4 protein-coding genes are annotated in these 17657 nt (G+C 62.1%); 2 read left to right on the forward strand and 2 right to left on the reverse strand.

The annotated features are described in order from the left end of the window. The first annotated feature begins 55 nt into the window (after nt 1–55). Together lapG and lapD are read left to right on the forward strand one after the other, a co-directional pair. Nucleotides 56–748 carry a cysteine protease LapG gene (gene lapG / locus ACA053_RS00645; RefSeq protein ID WP_497314814.1) on the forward strand — a complete coding sequence of 231 codons (693 nt, stop codon included), beginning with the start codon at nt 56–58 and terminating at the stop codon, nt 746–748. Nucleotides 749–762: 14 nt separating this feature from the next. Next, complete coding sequence (lapD, locus tag ACA053_RS00650) at nt 763–2709, forward strand: cyclic di-GMP receptor LapD (RefSeq protein ID WP_497394324.1); 1947 nt, start codon at nt 763–765, stop codon at nt 2707–2709. Nucleotides 2710–2865: 156 nt separating this feature from the next. Here the strand turns inward: lapD and ACA053_RS00655 are convergent, their stop codons facing one another. Both ACA053_RS00655 and ACA053_RS00660 read right to left on the reverse strand, forming a co-directional pair. Continuing rightward, complete coding sequence (locus tag ACA053_RS00655; protein ID WP_109627175.1) at nt 2866–3204, reverse strand: tryptophan synthase subunit beta; 339 nt, start codon at nt 3202–3204, stop codon at nt 2866–2868. A gap of 147 nt (nt 3205–3351) precedes the next feature. Beyond that, nucleotides 3352–17493: a retention module-containing protein gene (locus ACA053_RS00660; protein ID WP_497394325.1), complete on the reverse strand. Its 14142-nt coding sequence runs from the start codon at nt 17491–17493 to the stop codon at nt 3352–3354. Nucleotides 17494–17657 lie beyond the last annotated feature (164 nt).

Genomic DNA, 17657 nt, shown 5'->3' on the forward strand with positions numbered 1-17657 from the left:
CGGGCTAACCTGCACCATCAACCGAATTCCACCTGCCTGACCTGGATGCCTCGCATTGGCGGTACGTTTCGCGATCCCTCGGACTTTGCGCTGGTTGTGCTGCGCGTTGCTGCTGGCTGGCGCCATGCTGGGCGGGCTGCATGCCGACTGGGATTTTTCGCTTATCAGCCGCAAGGCGCAGGCCTTGTACGGACCATTGGGCGACGGGAAGCCGCGCATCGACGCCTGGCAACAGTTGCTGGCCACGCAAAAACAGGTCAGCGAGCTTGAACAGCTCAATGTGGTCAACCGGTTTTTCAACAAGCAGGTGCGTTACGTTGAAGACATCGACCTGTGGCACGAGGTCGATTATTGGGAAACACCCATCGAAGCCCTGTGGAAGGGTGCCGGCGATTGCGAAGACTACGCGATCGCCAAATACTTCAGCCTGCGCCATCTCGGCGTTTCCAGTGACAAGCTGCGCATCACTTACGTCAAGGCTCTGCGGCTGAACCGGGCGCACATGGTGCTGACTTACTACTCGAGCCCCGAGGCTATGCCGCTGGTGCTCGACAGCCTGATCGATGCAATAAAGCCGGCCAGCCAACGAACCGATCTGCTACCGGTCTACTCTTTCAATGCCGAAGGGTTGTGGTTGCCGGGCGCCAAGGGCAACAAGAAGGTCGGTGATACCAAACGCCTGTCTCGCTGGCAGGACGTGTTGAAGAAAATGCAGGCCGAAGGTTTCCCGGTCGAGACGACTAATTAGGAGCACGCGCTCAGATGTCTTTGTTCAAACAGCTGTTGATCGCTATCTGTCTGTTCCTGGTGGTCGCCTTCACCGGCAGCTTCATGGTCAGCCTGGAAAGCTCGCGCACCCAGTACGTCAACCAGTTGCGCTCCCACGCCCAGGACGCCGCGACGGCATTGGCGCTGTCCCTGACACCGAATATCGACGATCCGGCGATGGTCGAGTTGCTGGTCAGTTCGATCTTCGACAGCGGGTATTACGCGAGCATCCGCGTGGTCGATCTCAAGACCGACCAGACCATCGTCGAGCGCAACGGCATTCCGGCGGTGAACAACGTGCCGGACTGGTTCATCAAAATGATCGGCCTGGAACCGGCCGGCGGCGATGCGCTGGTCAGCCGAGGCTGGGAGCAGGCGGCGCGGGTCGAGGTGGTCAGCCACCCGATGTTCGCCTTGGCCAAACTGTGGCAGAGCGCGCTCGGCAGCCTCGGCTGGTTGTTGATCTGCGGCGCAGTGAGCGCGGTGTTGGGTGCGCTGTTGTTGCGTCGACAACTGAAGCCGCTGGACTACATGGTCAAGCAATCCCACGCCATCGCTCGCCGCGAGTTCCTCAGCCTGCCGGAACTGCCCCGCACGCCTGAACTGCGCCGCGTGGTGCAGGCGATGAATCAGATGGTCGAGAAGCTCAAGGCGCTGTTTCAGGAACAGGCCGAGCGCAGTGAAAAACTGCGGGTCGAGTCCTACCAGGACAACCTGACGGGTCTGGCGAATCGTCGCTATTTCGAGATGCAACTGAATGCCCGGGTGAGCAATCCGGAGCAGGCGAGTTCGGGTTATCTGCTGTTGTTGCGGGTCAAGGACCTGGCCGGTTTGAACCAGCGTCTGGGTGGTCAGCGCACCGACCAATTGTTGCAAGCCGTGGGCGAGCAACTGTCCCGCGAGTGCGCCAAGTACCCGGAAACTCAGAACCTCGTCACGAGGATCCGTGGCGGTGAGTTTGCCGTGCTGGCGCCGGGGCTGGTGCGCGAAGAAGCGCTGCAACTGGCGCAGAACCTCGACAGTGCCTTGGCGAGCCTGCATGCGACCGGCGCCACTGACGTGGCCTCGGTCGCGTCAATCGGGCTGGCACCGTTTGTTCATGGCGATTCACCGCAAGCCGTACTCGGGCTGGGCGACCAGGCACTCGCCCAGGCTGAAGGGCAGGGAGAACAGAGCTGGGCGTGCCTCGATCACAGCGCTTCGGCCAGCGTCGGGGATGACCATCACGCCTGGAACAACTTGCTGGATCAGGCGCTGAATCAGCGGCGGTTCCAGTTGTATTTCCAACCGGTGGTGGCCACTCAGGACACGCAACTGGTGCTGCATTACAAGGTACTGTCGCGGTTGATCGACTACCAGGGCCAGACCATTCCCGCCGGACGCTTCCTGCCGTGGCTCGAGCGCTTTGGCTGGACCGCGCGCCTGGATCGGCTGATGTTGGAGCTGGTGCTTGAGCAGATGGCCGAGCATGAAGAGTCGCTGGCGCTGAACCTGTCTTCGGCAACGCTGGCCGATCCGCAGGCGCTGAATAAAGTCTTCGAGATTTTGCGTGCCCACTCCGACCTCGGGCCGCGGCTGACCCTGGAAATCGGCGAGGAGCAACTGCCCGAGCAAGCGATGCTGGAAGAACTGACGCGGCGTTTGCGTGAGCTTGGGTTCTCGTTGAGCCTGCAACGGTTTGGCGGGCGCTTCAGCATGATCGGCAACCTGGCGCGGCTGGGGTTGGCGTATCTGAAAATCGACGGCAGTTACATCCGCGCGATTGATCAGGAAAGCGACAAGCGCCTGTTTATCGAGGCGATCCAGCGGGCGGCACACAGCATTGATCTGCCGTTGATTGCCGAGCGGGTGGAAACCGAAGGGGAGTTGCTGGTGATTCGGGAGATGGGCTTGTATGGAGTTCAGGGGCAGTTGTTTGGTGAGCCGAAGCCCTGGCAATAAGGCGTTATAGCTGCATCGCCAATGAGTCCGCCTTCGCGAGCAAGCCCGCTCCCACAGTGGAGCTGTGTTGACCACTAAATCCGGGTCACCCCAAAACCCTGTGGGAGCGGGCTTGCCCGCGAAGGCGCCAGTGCAGACACCAATGAACTCGGGGCCTTAGATCAACCCCGTCTCATCATCATCGATCAAATGACTCAACCCACCCAACGCCTCACGGGCCTGGGTCCGGTCCATCAGCTTGGCCTGGGCGGCAGCCGGCAGGTCGGTGACGCGGATCACGCCTTTGCTGGTCAGGACCTGGATCAAGTCGTCGAGTACCCGGATCATTTCCAGGTCGCTCTGCTTGAGCTGCTTGAGGCTGGTTTCCATCACTTCATTGGCATACCAGGCCTGGATTTCATGGTGGTCGGCTGGCAGCGTTTCCGTGGCCTCGGCGTAGGCCGCGGCTTCCACGCGCACTAACTGACCTTGCGCATCGCGTTGCACGTAGAACATTGAGCATCCCTCAGAATTGAACCAGCGTCATGCTGTCAGCAGCATAGGCCAACTGGACGCGAGTATGCGGTGCGGCGACGAAATCGTCACCGGGGGATGGGCACAAATGCAACGGCCGCCCCATAAGGGCGGCCGTTTTTTGTTGGATCAGCTGTTGTTGTGATCGACTTTGATGGTCGGGTCACTGCCGGCAATCAACGTGTGAATGTTGGCGCTGGACCAGTTGTTGCCTTCCAGTTTGATCGTCACATCCGGCGTTGCGGCGGCCGCGTCGCCCGAATTGAACTTGCCGCCGGAACTGACTTGCAACGACGACACGCCATCCACGGTGCTGATTTTCAGGAAGTTGTCGATGGTGCTGCCGGTTTCGCCTTGCAGCAGATCGCGCAGGTCGATGCGATCACCTTCGCTGGCCTTGAAGTCCTTGATCACGTCGCTGCCCGTGTCGCCAGCCTTCCAGACGAAGGTGTCGGCACCCGAGCCGCCAATCAGGATGTCGTTGCCCTGACCGCCCATCAGCGAGTCGTTACCCGAGCCGCCGAGCAGAATGTCATTGCCCTTGCCGCCGTCGAGCAGGTCATTGCCGCCCTGGCCGAAGATAATGTCATTGCCCGCACCGCCCAACAGCGTGTCGTTGCCGTCATGGGCACCGGACACGTCGAATGCGCTGTAGTGCTCGGTGATGAACTGGTGCACGTTGCTGGTCGTGACTTTGCTGACGTCCACGCCGGTTTCTTTGGCGACGAACGCCTGCATCGCCTGATAACCCTCGCCGGCGATACCGTTGAAGCTCACCAGGTCGCCGAACAGGATGTCGTTGCCGTTGCCGCCATTGACTGTGTCGGCACCCGGCAGGGTCGCTTCGGTGTGACCGATGATCGAGTTGGCCAGGTCTTTCGGATCGATGTTGGTTTGCGGCGTCTTGTCCGAGTCGTACGGCTTGAGGTCGCTGAGGGTGACGTCTTTGTTCAGGCCGATGGCTTCAACCGTCGACACCTTGTCCAGCAGCGCGAAACCGCTGGTGGAGTTGTCGATGGCGCTGGAGCCGGTGCTGCTGCCGTTGCCGTCGCGATAGGACAGCTCATACGTGCCGTTACCCTCAGCGCGAATGGTGCCCAGTTCGGAACTGCTCCAGTAACCGCCCCACGAGCTCTTATACGTCTGCAGCGTGACGGTGCCGGAGTTATCGATGGTCAGGTAGTGAGTGCTGTCCAGGTAGCCCGAGTAGGTCTGCCCCAACTTGTAATTGGTGGTGGTGATGACGTCATCGAGCTTCACGTTGCCGAACAGGGTCGGGTTGGTCTGCTCACCGCTCTGGTAGTAGGTCGGCTTGCCGTCGGTGATGAAGTACGTGAGGTTCTTCGCCCCGGTGTTGGCCATGGCGTCGGCGCTCTGGAACCAGTTCGCCGTGGTTTTGAACACGTCCTCATAGTTGGTGCCGCCGCCGGACGCCATGGAATCCAGTACTGCTTTGAGCAGGATCAGCGCATTCGGATCGTTCAGGTTCACCGAGACAGACTTGTTGACCTGATTATCGAAGTCCGCGAGGAAGATGTTCACGGTGCCGGAGTTGCCGCCCATGCTCTGCTTGAGCGTGTTGAACACGGCGGTCAGCGAGTCCTTGGCGGCGCTGATCGACGACGCACTCATGCTGCCCGAGCTGTCGACCATGAACGCGATGTTGTAGTTGGTGCCTGGCACCACGGTCAGCCCGCCAATGTCGGCGACCATGATGTCGTTGCCGTCGGTGCCAGTGATGGTGTCATCGGCCGCCGTGGCGGTAACGGCGTTGTAGACCGCCGGGTAAACCGTGACCGGGATTGTCGCGGTGCTGACCGCCGAGCCGCCGAGAACCTCGGTGGAGGTTGAGGTCACGGTCAGGTTGAACTGGCCGTTGTAGTACGGCGGCGGGGTCACGGTCAGGGAGCCGAGGTTCCAGCCGGTGACGTTGGCTTCACCCGACGAGGTGCTGGCGGTGAAGGTGTGGCCGGCGCCGTCGGTGAGCACGGAGCCCGCCGGGATGCCGCTGATCTTCACGACCAGGCTTTCGGAGCCGTCGGTGTCCGTGAGCGCAGTCTTGATCGCAGACAGGTGAACGCTGGTGCCTTCGGCCGCTTCGTTGAGCTTGTAGCCGTCGTAGTAGCCTTCGCCGTTGGTGCCGTGCAGGTCGGACACCGTCACGCCGGAAGCGGCCAGGTCTGCAATGCCGGTGTACAGCGGCACACCAGCGCTGCTCAGGTCGACCGCTGCAGCGCCGTTGACCGACAGGTTGACGTCATAGCTGCCCGGGCCGCTCTGGTTGTGGTGGTAGATGTCCAAGGTGTAGTAGCCGCTGGCGGTCGGGGTGAACGAACCGCTCAGGCTGCCGCCCGCGCCCCAGAGCGCGCTGGCTACGTTTTTGCCGCCGATGGTCACGAGCAGGCTGTCATCGCCGGTGCCGTTGAAGCTGTAAGTCTTGCCAGCTTCGAGGTAGATCAGGCCCGAGGTTTTCGACGCGGTGCCCGCGGTCACGCTGCCGTCGGACTGCACGTTGGTCACGGTAGTGCTGCTGTTCGGTTTCCCGGCTGCATCGATCACTGACTTAAGCGTGTTCGACGCCGCGCCGCTGCCGTCGGTGCCGAGGCCCGACAGGCCGGTCCAGACTTCCTTGATCAGCCCGGTGGATTTGACGCTGTTGTTCGCAACGCTCAGGGACGGCGCGTCGGCAACCGGCGTGATGTCGATTTTGATCGTGCCGGTGTTGCCCAGCAGCGAACCGTCGGTTGGCTGGAACTTGATCTGTGCGTAGTCCGCCAGATTGTTGCCCACGCCGGTGCCGCCGTAGCCGTTGGTGCCGGATTCGTTGGCATCCGGCAGGAAGCGCACTTTACCCGCGTCGATGTCAGCCTTGGACAGGGTCTGATTGTTCGTCACGTCGGTCCAGGTCGAGCCGTTCAGGTACTGCAATTTGCCTTCGCCCGGCAGGCCGGTGATTTTTACGCCGAGGCTGGCGGCCGGACTGTCGACATCGCTGACGCCGAAGGTCGACCAGCCGAGGATCAGCGGGGTGTCTTCGGTGCCGGTGACATTAACCGGCGCGGCGGTCGGTGCATCGTTCACGGCCACGACGTTCACGGTGGTGGTCGCGGTGTTGGAGTAGTTGCTGCCATCGGTCACCGTCACGGTGATGATCCGCGGCACGGTGCTCGGGTCTTCACTGCTGTTGGTGAAGCTGATGTTCTTGATCTGTTGCATGTAGTCGGCCAGCGTCGCGTTGCCGGACAACGTCAGCGTGACGGTGCCGTCCTTGCTGTTGGCATTGATGCTGATGCCGTTGACGCTGTTGCCCAGGTTCAGCGCATCGCCCGGCTGACGGTTGGTCAGCACAATGGTCGCGCCGGTCAGCATCGTGCTGTCCGGGTCGGTGATTTTCAGGTCGGTGTCGCCGATGGATACGCCCTGGCCCGTGGTGCCTTCGGTGAAGGTCACGTTGTAGTTGGCACCGCTGGCGCCGCTGGAGTTGTTGGCATCCAGGTCGAGCACGGGCGGCACGTCGTTGTCGACGATCGCGGTGCTGATGCTGCCGTTGGTCGCGCTGATCGCCAGGTTCTCGAAGTTGCCGCCGGTGGCCGAGTCGATCTTGACCACGAAGTTTTCAGTGCCTTCGGTGATCCGGTCGTCGAGGGTCGCGACGTTGAAATTCGCCGTGCTGGCGCCCGCCGGAATTTTCACGGTGTACACACCGGTGAAGTCCGAACCGTCGGCGGCGGTGCCGCTGTAGGTGATCTTCAGGGTGACTTCGGTCTGCGCCGGGCTCGTGAGGCTGACGGTGTAGCTGGCGGTCTGGCCTTCGGTCACCGAAGTACTGCCGGTGATGCTGACCTCAGTTCTGTCTTGAGTGTCGGTGACGCTGGTGACGGCTGCGGCCGGGCTCTTGACCAGGTTCTCGAAGTTGCCACCGGTGGCGTTGCTGATGGTCGCCTGGACCGTGCCCGCGTCTTTGTAAACGTCGTCTTTCGGCGCATCAACGCTCACGGTGCCGGTGGTTTTGCCGGCATCGATGGTGATGGTCGCGCCGTTGCTCAGGGTCACGGTCACCGGTGTGCCGGCGGCGTTGGTCAGGGTGGCGGTGTAGATGATCTGGCCACCTTCGGCCACCGAGTTGCTCGCACTCAGCGACAGCGTGGTCGTGTCGGTGGTGTCGGTCACGGTGGTGCTGACCGGGGTTTTATCGGCCACCAGATTTTCGTAGTTGCCGCCGCTGACGTTGGTGATCGAGTTGGTCAGTGGTGTATGGCCGGTCAACGCATCGTTGGGAGCGAGGGTGGTCACGAAGCCGGTGGTTTTGCCGATGTCGATGGTGATCGTCTGGCCGTTGGCCAACGACACAGTCACTGGCGAACCGGTGACTGGCGCACCGACGGTGGCGGTGTAAGTGACGGTGCCACCTTCAGCCGCGGTGCCGGTAGCGCTGAGTTTGACCGTCGACGTGTCAATGGTGTCGGTGACATTGGTCACGGCTGGAACCGTGCTCGGCACCAGATTTTCAAAGTTGCCGCCGGTCGCGGTGGTGATCGTGGTGCTGACCTTGCCGGCGTCGATGTAGACGTCGTCTTTCGGCGCATCAACGGTCACGGTGCCGGTGGTTTTACCGGCGTCGATGGTGATGGTCGCGCCGTTGCTCAGGGTAACGGTCACTGGCGTGCCGGCCGCATGGGTCAGGTTGGCGGTGTAGACGATCGAGCCGCCTTCAGCGACCGAGTTGGTAGCGCTCAGGCTGACGGTGGTGGTGTCTGCGGTATCCGTAACCGAGGTGTTTGCCGACTTGCCATCGACATCGAGCTTCTCGTAATTGCCGCCCTTGGCTTCGTCGATTTTGACGCTCAGGGAGCTGCCACCGGCCAGGGCATCGTTCGGTGCAACGAAGTTCACGCTGCCGCTGCTCGAACCGACCGGAATGGTGATGGTCTGGCCGTTGGACAAGCTCACGACAACCGGCGAGCCGGTGACCGGAGCGGTGACGGACGCGGTGTACACCACGGTGCCGCCTTCGGCGACAAAAGACGTCGCGGTAAGGCTGACGGTTGACGTGTCGACGGTGTCGGTCACGTCAGTCACAGCCGCAGCCGGATCTTTCACCAGGTTTTCGAAGTTGCCGCCATTCGCGTCCTTGATGGTCGCTTCGACTTTGCCGGCATCTTTGTAGACGTCATCGGCGGGTGCTTTGACGGTGACGGAACCGCTGGTAGCGCCGGCGGCGATGGTGATCACCGCGCCGTTGCTCAGGGTGACGGTGACCGGCGTGCCGGCTGCGTTAGTCAGGTTGGCGGTGTAGACGATGGAACCGCCTTCGGCCACGGAATCCGTCGCGCTGAGGCTCAGAGTCGTAGCGTCCGCAGTATCAGTGATCGAGGTGTCGGCCGACTTGCCGTCGACATCCAGCTTCTCGTAGTTACCACCCTTCGCATCATCAATCTTGACGCTCAGCGAACCGCCGCCAGCCAATGCATCGTTCGGTGCAACGAAGTTCACGCTGCCGCTGCTCGAACCGACCGGAATGGTGATGGTCTGGCCGTTGGACAAGCTCACGACAACCGGCGAGCCGGTGACCGGAGCGGTGACGGACGCGGTGTACACCACGGTGCCGCCTTCGGCCACGCTGCTATTGGCCGTCAAACTGACGGTCGAAGTGTCGACGGTGTCGGTCACATCGGTAACCGCAGCCGCCGGGTCTTTGACCAGGCTTTCGAAGTTGCCGCCAGTAGCATCCTTGATGGTCGCTTCGACTTTGCCTGCGTCTTTGTAGACGTCATCGGCTGGTGCCTTGACAGTCACGGAGCCGGCAGTCGCGCCAGCAGCGATGGTGATCACCGCGCCGTTGCTCAGAGTGACTGTGACCGGCGTGCCGGCTGCGTTGGTCAGGTTCGCGGTGTAGACAATCGAGCCGCCTTCAGCCACGGAATCCGTCGCAGTCAGGCTAATAGTCGTGGTGTCAGCCGAGTCGGTGACCGAGGTGTCCGCCGACTTGCCATCAACATCGAGCTTCTCGTAGTTACCACCCTTCGCATCATCAATCTTGACGCTCAGGGAACCGCCGCCGGCGAGGGCATCGTTCGGCGCAACGTAGTTCACGCTGGCGCTGCTCGAGCCGACCGGAATGGTGATGGTCTGGCCGTTCGAGAGGCTCACAACCACTGGCGAACCCGTAACCGGTGCGGTCACGGACGCGGTGTAAACCACGGTGCCGCCTTCGGCCACGCTGCTATTGGCCGTCAAACTGACGGTCGAAGTGTCGACGGTGTCGGTCACATCGGTAACCGCAGCCGCCGGGTCTTTCACCAGGTTCTCGAAATTGCCGCCAGTCGCGTCCTTGATGGTCGCTTCGACTTTGCCAGCATCTTTGTAGACGTCGTCGGCAGGTGCCTTGACGGTCACGGAGCCGCTGGTGGCGCCAGCCGCGATGGTGATCACCGCGCCGTTCGACAGGTTTACGGTGACCGGCGTGCTGGCAGCGTTGCTCAGGTTCGCCGTGTAAACAATCGACCCACCTTCAGCCACCGAATCAGTCGCGCTCAAGCTCAGCGTCGTGGTATCCGCACTGTCGGTCACTTTGGTGACGACAGCCGAGCGGTCGGTGTCGAGTTTTTCGAAGTTGCCGCCAGCGCTCTCTGCAATCGCTGCCCGGACGGGCGATGCGCCGGTGTAGACGTCATTCGGCACGGTGTACGGCGCCGAGCCGCTGGACTCGCCGGCCTTGATGTTGATCACCAGGCCGTTGTTCAGGGTCACGGTCATGGCTGTGTCGGCCGGGTGGCTCAGCGTGGCGGTGTAGGTGATCTGGCCACCTTCGCCGACGGAGCTCACATCAGCACTGAGTTTCAGTGTGGTGGTGTCGATGGTGTCGTTGACGGTGGTGGTGTGCGTGGTTTTGCTGACGTCGAGTTTTTCGAAGTTGCCGCCTTCGGTGCTGGCGATACCAACGGTGATCTTGCTGCCGTCCTTGTAGACGTCATCGGCCGGCGCCGGGATGGTGATGAAACCCGACTTGTCGCCGGCCTTGATCACGACGCTCTCGCCGTTGCTCAGTTTGACCGTCATGTCAGTGCCGGCGGCGTTGCTGAGGTTGACGGTGTAAGTGATGGTGCCGCCCTCGACCACGTAGTCGCTGGCGGTCATGGTCACTTTGGTGGTGTCCAGGGTGTCACTGATGGCGGTCGAGGTCGGAGTCTTGTCGGCGACCAGGTTCTCGTAATTGCCGCCTGTGACTTCCTTGATGGCATTGGTCAGCGGTTCGTGGCCGACCAAGGCATCGTTCGGTGCTTTGACGGTGATCGAGGCGTTGCTTTCGCCGACCGCGATGGTGATTTTTTCACCATTGGACAATGTCACGACGACCGGCGAACCCGTGACCGGCGCGGTGACGGAAGCGGTGTACACCACGTTGCCGCCTTCGGCCACGGACGAAGTCGCTGTGAGGCTGACGGTCGACGTGTCGATGGTGTCGGTGACGCTGGTCACGGCTGCTGCCGGGTCTTTGACCAGGTTCTCGAAGTTACCGCCAGTGGCGTCCTTGATGGTCGCTTCGATTGTACCTGCATCTTTGTAGACGTCATCGGCAGGTGCCTTGACGGTGACGGATCCGCTGGTGGCGCCGGCGGCGATGGTGATTACCGCGCCATTGCTCAGCGTCACGGTCACCGGAGTACCGGCCGCGTTGGTCAGGCTCGCCGTGTAAACAATCGAGCCACCTTCAGCCACGGAATCCGTCGCTGTCAGGCTAAGAGTGGTGGTGTCAGCCGAGTCGGTAACGGAGGTGTCCGCTGATTTTCCATCGACATCCAGCTTCTCGTAATTGCCACCCTTGGCGTCGTCGATTTTGACGCTCAAGGAGCCGCCGCCGGCGAGGGCATCGTTCGGCGCAACGAAGTTCACGCTGGCGCTGCTGGCGCCAACCGGAATGGTGATGGTCTGGCCGTTGGACAGCGTCACGACGACCGGCGAGCCGGTCACCGGAGCGGTAACGGACGCGGTGTAAACCACGGTGCCGCCTTCAGCCACGGACGAAGTCGCGGTCAGGCTGACGGTCGAGGTATCGAGAGTGTCGGTAACGTCAGTCACTGCCGGAATAGTGCTTGGCACCAGGTTTTCGAAGTTGCCGCCAGTCGCGTCCTTGATGGTCGCTTCGACCTTGCCGGCATCTTTATAGACGTCATCGGCCGGTGCCTTGACTGTCACGGAGCCAACCGTCGCGCCAGCCGCGATGGTGATCACCGCGCCGTTCGACAGGTTCACGGTGACCGGCGTTCCGGCAGCGTTGGTCAGGGTCGCGGTGTAGACAATCGAACCGCCTTCAGCCACCGAATCCGAAGCGCTCAGGCTCAGGGTGGTGGTGTCTTTGACGTCGGTCACCGAAGTGACCGCCGGGGTTTGATTCGCCACCAGGTTTTCGTAGTTGCCGCCGGTGGTGCCGTCGATTTTCACACTCAGCGAACCGCCGCCGGCCAAGGCATCGTTCGGTGCAACGAAGTTCACGCTGCCCGAACTCGCGCCGACCGGGATGGTGATGAACTGGCCGTTGGACAACGCCACCACCACTGGCGAACCGGTCACTGGCGCATTGACCGAAGCGGTGTAAACCACCGTGCCGCCTTCGACCGTGCTGGCCGTGGCAGTCAGGGACACGGTGCTGTTGTTGATGGTGTCAGTCACATCCGTGACCGCTGGCGTCTTGTCGGCCACCAGGTTTTCGAAGTTGCCACCCGTGGTTTTGGTGATGCTGGCGTCGACTTTGCCGGCGTCTTTGTAGACGTCATCCTTGGGCGCGGCGAAGTTCACCGAACCGGTGGTGGCGCCCTTGGCGATGTTGATCACCGCACCGTTGCTCAGCGTCACGGTCATGGCGGTGCCGGCGGCATTGGTCAGGGTCGCGGTGTAGACGATCGAACCGCCCTCGGCGACCGAGCCGGTGGCGCTCAGGTTCAGACCGGTGGTGTCGGCGGTATCGGTGACAGTGGTGACCGCCGGCGAATGGTCGGCGACGACTTTTTCGAAGTTGCCGCCGCTTTGGCTGGCGATCGTCGCCTGGACTTTGCCGCCGTCAATGTACGGCGTGTTGGCCGGTGCAGCGAAGTTGACCGAACCGCTGCTGGCGCCGGCGGCGATGTTGATCACTGCGCCGTTGCTCAACTTCACGGTCATCGCCGTGTCCGTCGGGTTGCTCAGAGTGGCGGTGTAGGTGATCTGGCCACCTTCGCTCACGGTATGGCTGGCCGACAGGGACAGGGACGTCGTGTCCACCGTGTCTTTGACGGTGGTGCTCACGGACGCCTTGCTGATGTCGAGTTTTTCGAAGTTGCCACCGCTGGCGTCAGTCATCTTGACGGTGAGCTTGCCGGCATCCTTATAGACGTCGTCGCTTGGTGCCGCGATGGTGACCGAACCACTGGTCTTGCCGGCCGCGATGGTGATGGTCTCGCCGTTGCTCAGCTTGACGGTCACCGGGGTTTGCGCGGCGTTGCTCAGGGTCGCGGTGTAGGTGATGTTCGAACCTTCGAGTACAGACTTGTCAGCGCTGAGGGTCAGTTGAGTGGTGTTTGTGGTGTCGGCAACGTTGGTCACGGCCGGATTCGGGCTGGTGACCAGGCTTTCAAAGTTGCCGCCAGCGGCGTCCTTGATGGTGACTTCGACTTTGCCGGCGTCCTTGTAGACGTCGTCTTTTGGTGCGTCGACGGTCACGGTGCCGGTGGTTTTTCCGGCCGCAATGGTGATCACGGCGCCGTTGCTCAGGGTCACGGTGACTGGAGTGCCGGCCGGATTGGTCAGGGTCGCGGTGTAGACGATCGAGCCACCCTCGTTGACGTTGCCAGTGGCGGTCAGCGACAGAGTGGTGGTGTCGACGGTGTCGGTCACGCTGGTGCTGACCGGGGTTTTATCGGCGACCAGGTTTTCGTAGTTGCCGCCGCTGACGTTGGTGATCGAATTGGTCACCGGCGCGTGGCCGCTCAGCACATCGTTGGAGACCACGGCGTTGACGGTGCCGCTGCTGGCGCCGACCGCGATGGTGATGGTCTGACCGTTGGCCAGCGTCACGATTACTGGCGAACCGGTGACAGGTGCGCCGACGGAGGCGGTGTAAACCACGGTGCCGCCTTCAGCCACAGTGCTTGTGGCGGTCAGCGTGACGGTCGACGTATCGAGGGTGTCGGTGACGCTGGTCACGGCGGCTGCCGGGTCTTTGACCAGGTTCTCGAAGTTGCCGCCAGTCGCGTCCTTGATGGTTGCTTCGACTTTGCCGGCGTCTTTGTAGACGTCGTCGGCTGGCGCCTTGACGGTGACGGAGCCGCTGGTGGCACCGGCGGCGATGGTGATTACGGCGCCGTTCGAAAGGGTGACGGTGACCGGCGTACCGGCCGCGTTGGTCAGGTTTGCGGTGTAGACGATCGAGCCGCCTTCAGCCACGGAGTCTGTCGCGCTGAGGCTCAGAGTTGTGGCGTCAGCAGTATCAGTGACCGAGGTGTCGGCCGACTTGCCGTCGACGTCCAGCTTCTCGTAGTTGCCGCCCTTCGCATCATCAATCTTGACGCTCAGCGAGCCGCCGCCAGCGAGGGCATCGTTCGGTGCGACGAAGTTCACGCTGGCGCTGCTGGCGCCAACAGGAATGGTGATGGTCTGGCCATTCGAGAGGCTCACAACCACTGGCGAACCGGTGACCGGAGCAGTCACGGACGCGGTGTACACCACGGTGCCACCTTCAACCACGGACGAAGTAGCGGTCAGGCTGACCGTCGACGTGTCGACGGTGTCGGTCACGTCAGTCACAGCCGCTGCCGGGTCTTTGACCAGGTTTTCGAAATTGCCGCCAGTCGCATCCTTGATGGTCGCTTCTACTTTGCCGGCGTCTTTGTAGACGTCATCGGCTGGTGCCTTGACGGTCACGGAGCCGCTGGTGGCGCCGGCTGCAATGGTGATCACCGCGCCGTTCGACAGGTTTACGGTGACTGGTGTGCCGGCCGCGTTGGTCAAGTTCGCGGTGTAGACGATCGAACCGCCTTCGGCGACCGAATCGGTTGCTGTCAGGCTAAGCGTGGTGGTGTCCGCCGAGTCGGTGACCGAGGTGTCGGCCGACTTGCCGTCGACGTCCAGCTTCTCGTAGTTACCGCCTTTGGCGTCGTCGATCTTGACGCTCAGGGAGCCGCCGCCCGCGAGGGCATCGTTTGGTGCAACAAAATTCACGCTACCCGAACTTGCGCCAACCGGGATGGTGATGGTCTGGCCGTTGGACAAGCTCACAACGACCGGCGAGCCGGTCACTGGCGCAGTGACGGACGCGGTGTACACCACGGTCCCACCTTCAGCCACGGACGAAGTCGCGGTCAGGCTGACCGTCGACGTGTCGACGGTGTCGGTCACGTCAGTTACAGCCGCTGCCGGGTCTTTCACCAGGTTTTCGAAGTTGCCGCCGGTAGCGTCCTTGATGGTCGCTTCGACTTTGCCGGCGTCTTTGTAGACGTCGTCGGCTGGCGCCTTGACGGTGACGGAGCCGCTGGTGGCGCCGGCGGCGATGGTGATTACGGCGCCGTTGCTCAGGGTGACGGTGACCGGCGTACCGGCCGCGTTGGTCAGGCTAGCGGTGTAGACGATCGAACCGCCTTCAGCGACCGAATCAGTCGCGGCCAGGCTCAGAGTGGTGGTGTCTGCAGAATCAGTGACCGAGGTGTCCGCCGACTTGCCGTCAACATCCAGCTTCTCGTAGTTACCGCCCTTTGCATCATCAATCTTGACGCTCAGGGAACCACCGCCCGCGAGGGTATCGTTCGGTGCAACAAAATTCACGCTACCCGAACTGGCGCCGACCGGAATGGTGATGGTCTGGCCATTCGAAAGGGTCACCACAACTGGCGAGCCGGTCACCGGAGCGGTCACAGACGCGGTGTAAACCACGGTCCCACCTTCAGCCACAGACGAAGTCGCGGTCAGGCTGACGGTCGAGGTATCGAGGGTATCGGTAATGTCGGTGACTGCCGGAACAGTGCTCGGCACCAGGTTCTCGAAGTTGCCGCCGCTGGCGTCCTTGATGGTCGCTTCGACTTTACCGGCATCTTTATAGACGTCATCGGCAGGAGCCGGGACGCTCACGCTGCCAGTGGTCGCGCCCGCCGCGATGGTGATCACCGCGCCGTTCGAAAGGGTGACGGTGACCGGCGTGCCCGCCGCATTGGTCAGGGTCGCGGTGTACAGAATCTGACCGCCTTCGGCCACTTCGGTGGACGCTGACAGGCTCAGGCCGGTGTCGTCCTTTGAGTCGGTAATGGTGGTCAGCGCCGGTTCGGTGCTCGGGGTCAGCTGCTCGAAATTGCCGCCGGTGGTCCCGGTGATGGTGGTGCTGACGGTGCTGCCGTTGTTGTAGACATCATTCGCCGCCGTATCGACGGTCACACTGCCGGTGGTTTTGCCCGCTTCGATGGTGATGACCGAGCCATTGCTCAAGGTCACGGTCATCGGCGTGCCGGCCGGGTTGGTCAACGTGGCGGTGTAGGTGATCTGGCCGCCTTCGACGACGGTGCCGGTGGCGCTGAGGCTCAGGCCGGTGTTGTCGACCGAGTCGGTAATGGTGGTGACCGCAGGCGTGGTGCTCGGGGTCAGTTGCTCGAAATTGCCGCCGGTGGTCCCGGTGATGGTGGTGCTGACGGTGCTGCCGTTGTTGTAGACGTCATTTGCCGCCGTCTCAACGGTCACGCTGCCGGTGGTCTTGCCCGCCTCGATGGTGATGACCGAGCCATTGCTCAAGGTCACGGTCATCGGCGTGCCGGCCGGGTTGGTCAGCGTGGCGGTGTAGGTGATCTGGCCGCCTTCGACGACAGTGCCGGTGGCGCTGAGGCTCAGGTCGGTGTTGTCGACCGAGTCGGTAATGGTGGTGACCGCGGGCGTAGTACTCGGCACCAGGTTCTCGAAGTTGCCGCCGGTGGCACCAGTGATCGTTGTGCTGACGGTGCTGCCGTTCTGATAAACGTCGTTGGCCGCGGTGTCGACGTTCACGGAGCCGGTGGTTTGGCCGGCTCCGATGGTGATGGTCGAGCCGTTGGACAGGGTGACAGTGACCGGCGTTTGAGCCGGATTGGTCAGGGTGGCGGTGTAAGTGATCTGCCCGCCTTCGGTGACTGTCGAACCCGCCGTCAGTGTGAGGGTGGTGGTGTCCGGCGAGTCGGTAATGGTGGTCACGGCCGGAGCCGGGTTAGGCACCAGGTTCTCGAAATTGCCGCCGGTGGCACCGGTGATGGTGGTGGTGACCGTGCTGCCGTTGTTATAGACGTCGTTGGTCGGTGTTGACACGTCAACAGTGCCGGTGGTTTTGCCAGCCTCGATGGTGATGGTCGAACCGTTGGACAGGGTGACGGTGACCGGTGTCTGCGCCGGGTTGGTCAATGTTGCGGTGTAAGTAATCTGGCCGCCTTCGGTGACGTTGGCGCCGGCGGTCAGGGTGACCGTGGTGGTGTCGACGGTGTCGGTGATCTGGGTTGCGGCCGGGGTCGTCGGCGGGGTGACGGTGATGCCGTTGCCACCCGTGGTGCCGGTGACGGTCACGTTGATCTGGGTCGAGTCGTTATAAACGGTGTCGTTTGGTGCGAGCGGGACGTTGACGGTGCCGGTCAACTGGCCGGCCTGGATCACGATCACCGAGCCGTTGGACAAGGTGATGGTCAGGTCGGTCAGCGGTGCCTGGGTCAGGGTCGCCGTGTAAACGAGTACGCCGCCTGCTTCGGTAATCGTCGGCGTAGCGCTGAGGCTCAGGTTCGATTCGCGCTGCACATTGGCACTGGTGTCAGCCGTCTGGCCGCCAGTGGTGAGTTGTGCAGCCTGTGCCGCAGAACTGAGGCCCGCGGTTGGGAAACCAATGGTCGGATCGACGCGGCCAGCGGTTGCGTCCAGCATCACGAAGCTGTGGCCGCCACCCGCCGCACCGCCCGTGCCCGCAGCAGTAGGGCCGGCTGCGGTGGCTTCGAGTTCAGTGGTCGGGTCGGCACCGGCAACGATGGCTTGTTGCAGTTCTTCAACCGATGGCGCGGCTTGTGCAGTGGCTTCTGACAGGTCAGCGCTGGAATCCGGGTCGCTGGCGCTCCATTGAGTGTCGCGGCCCAGGTCCAGGGTCCGGCCGTCAGCCAGTTCCAGCGTAACGGCGCCCGCCGCGCCCGTGTCTACCTGATCGCCGACAAACAACCGGTCGCCTTCAACGAGTACGCGGCGAATGCCCTCTGGGGACACCGCGAAAACCTGACCGACAATGCTTTTGACGATGGCCACAACACTGCTCATTGAAGACTCTCCGGGTGTCACGTTCAGTTGACTTCCATGAACCTGATGGCGTTTTCGCCAAATCAGTCTGGACGTACTTTCAAGATATAATCGGCACAACTTTGACGCGGTTAATCGTCAACAAATTGGCTATATTTTTTCGCTATAAACTATATGCCAAACTA

It is taken from the genome of Pseudomonas sp. LBUM1672 (assembly GCF_059695655.1).

Excerpts from the sequence above, each read along its gene's own strand:
- lapD (WP_497394324.1), top strand. The coding sequence starts at position 763 with ATGTCTTTGTTCAAACAGCTGTTGATCGCTATCTGTCTGTTCCTGGTG.
- ACA053_RS00655 (WP_109627175.1), bottom strand. The coding sequence starts at position 3,204 with ATGTTCTACGTGCAACGCGATGCGCAAGGTCAGTTAGTGCGCGTGGAA.
- ACA053_RS00660 (WP_497394325.1), bottom strand. The coding sequence starts at position 17,493 with ATGAGCAGTGTTGTGGCCATCGTCAAAAGCATTGTCGGTCAGGTTTTC.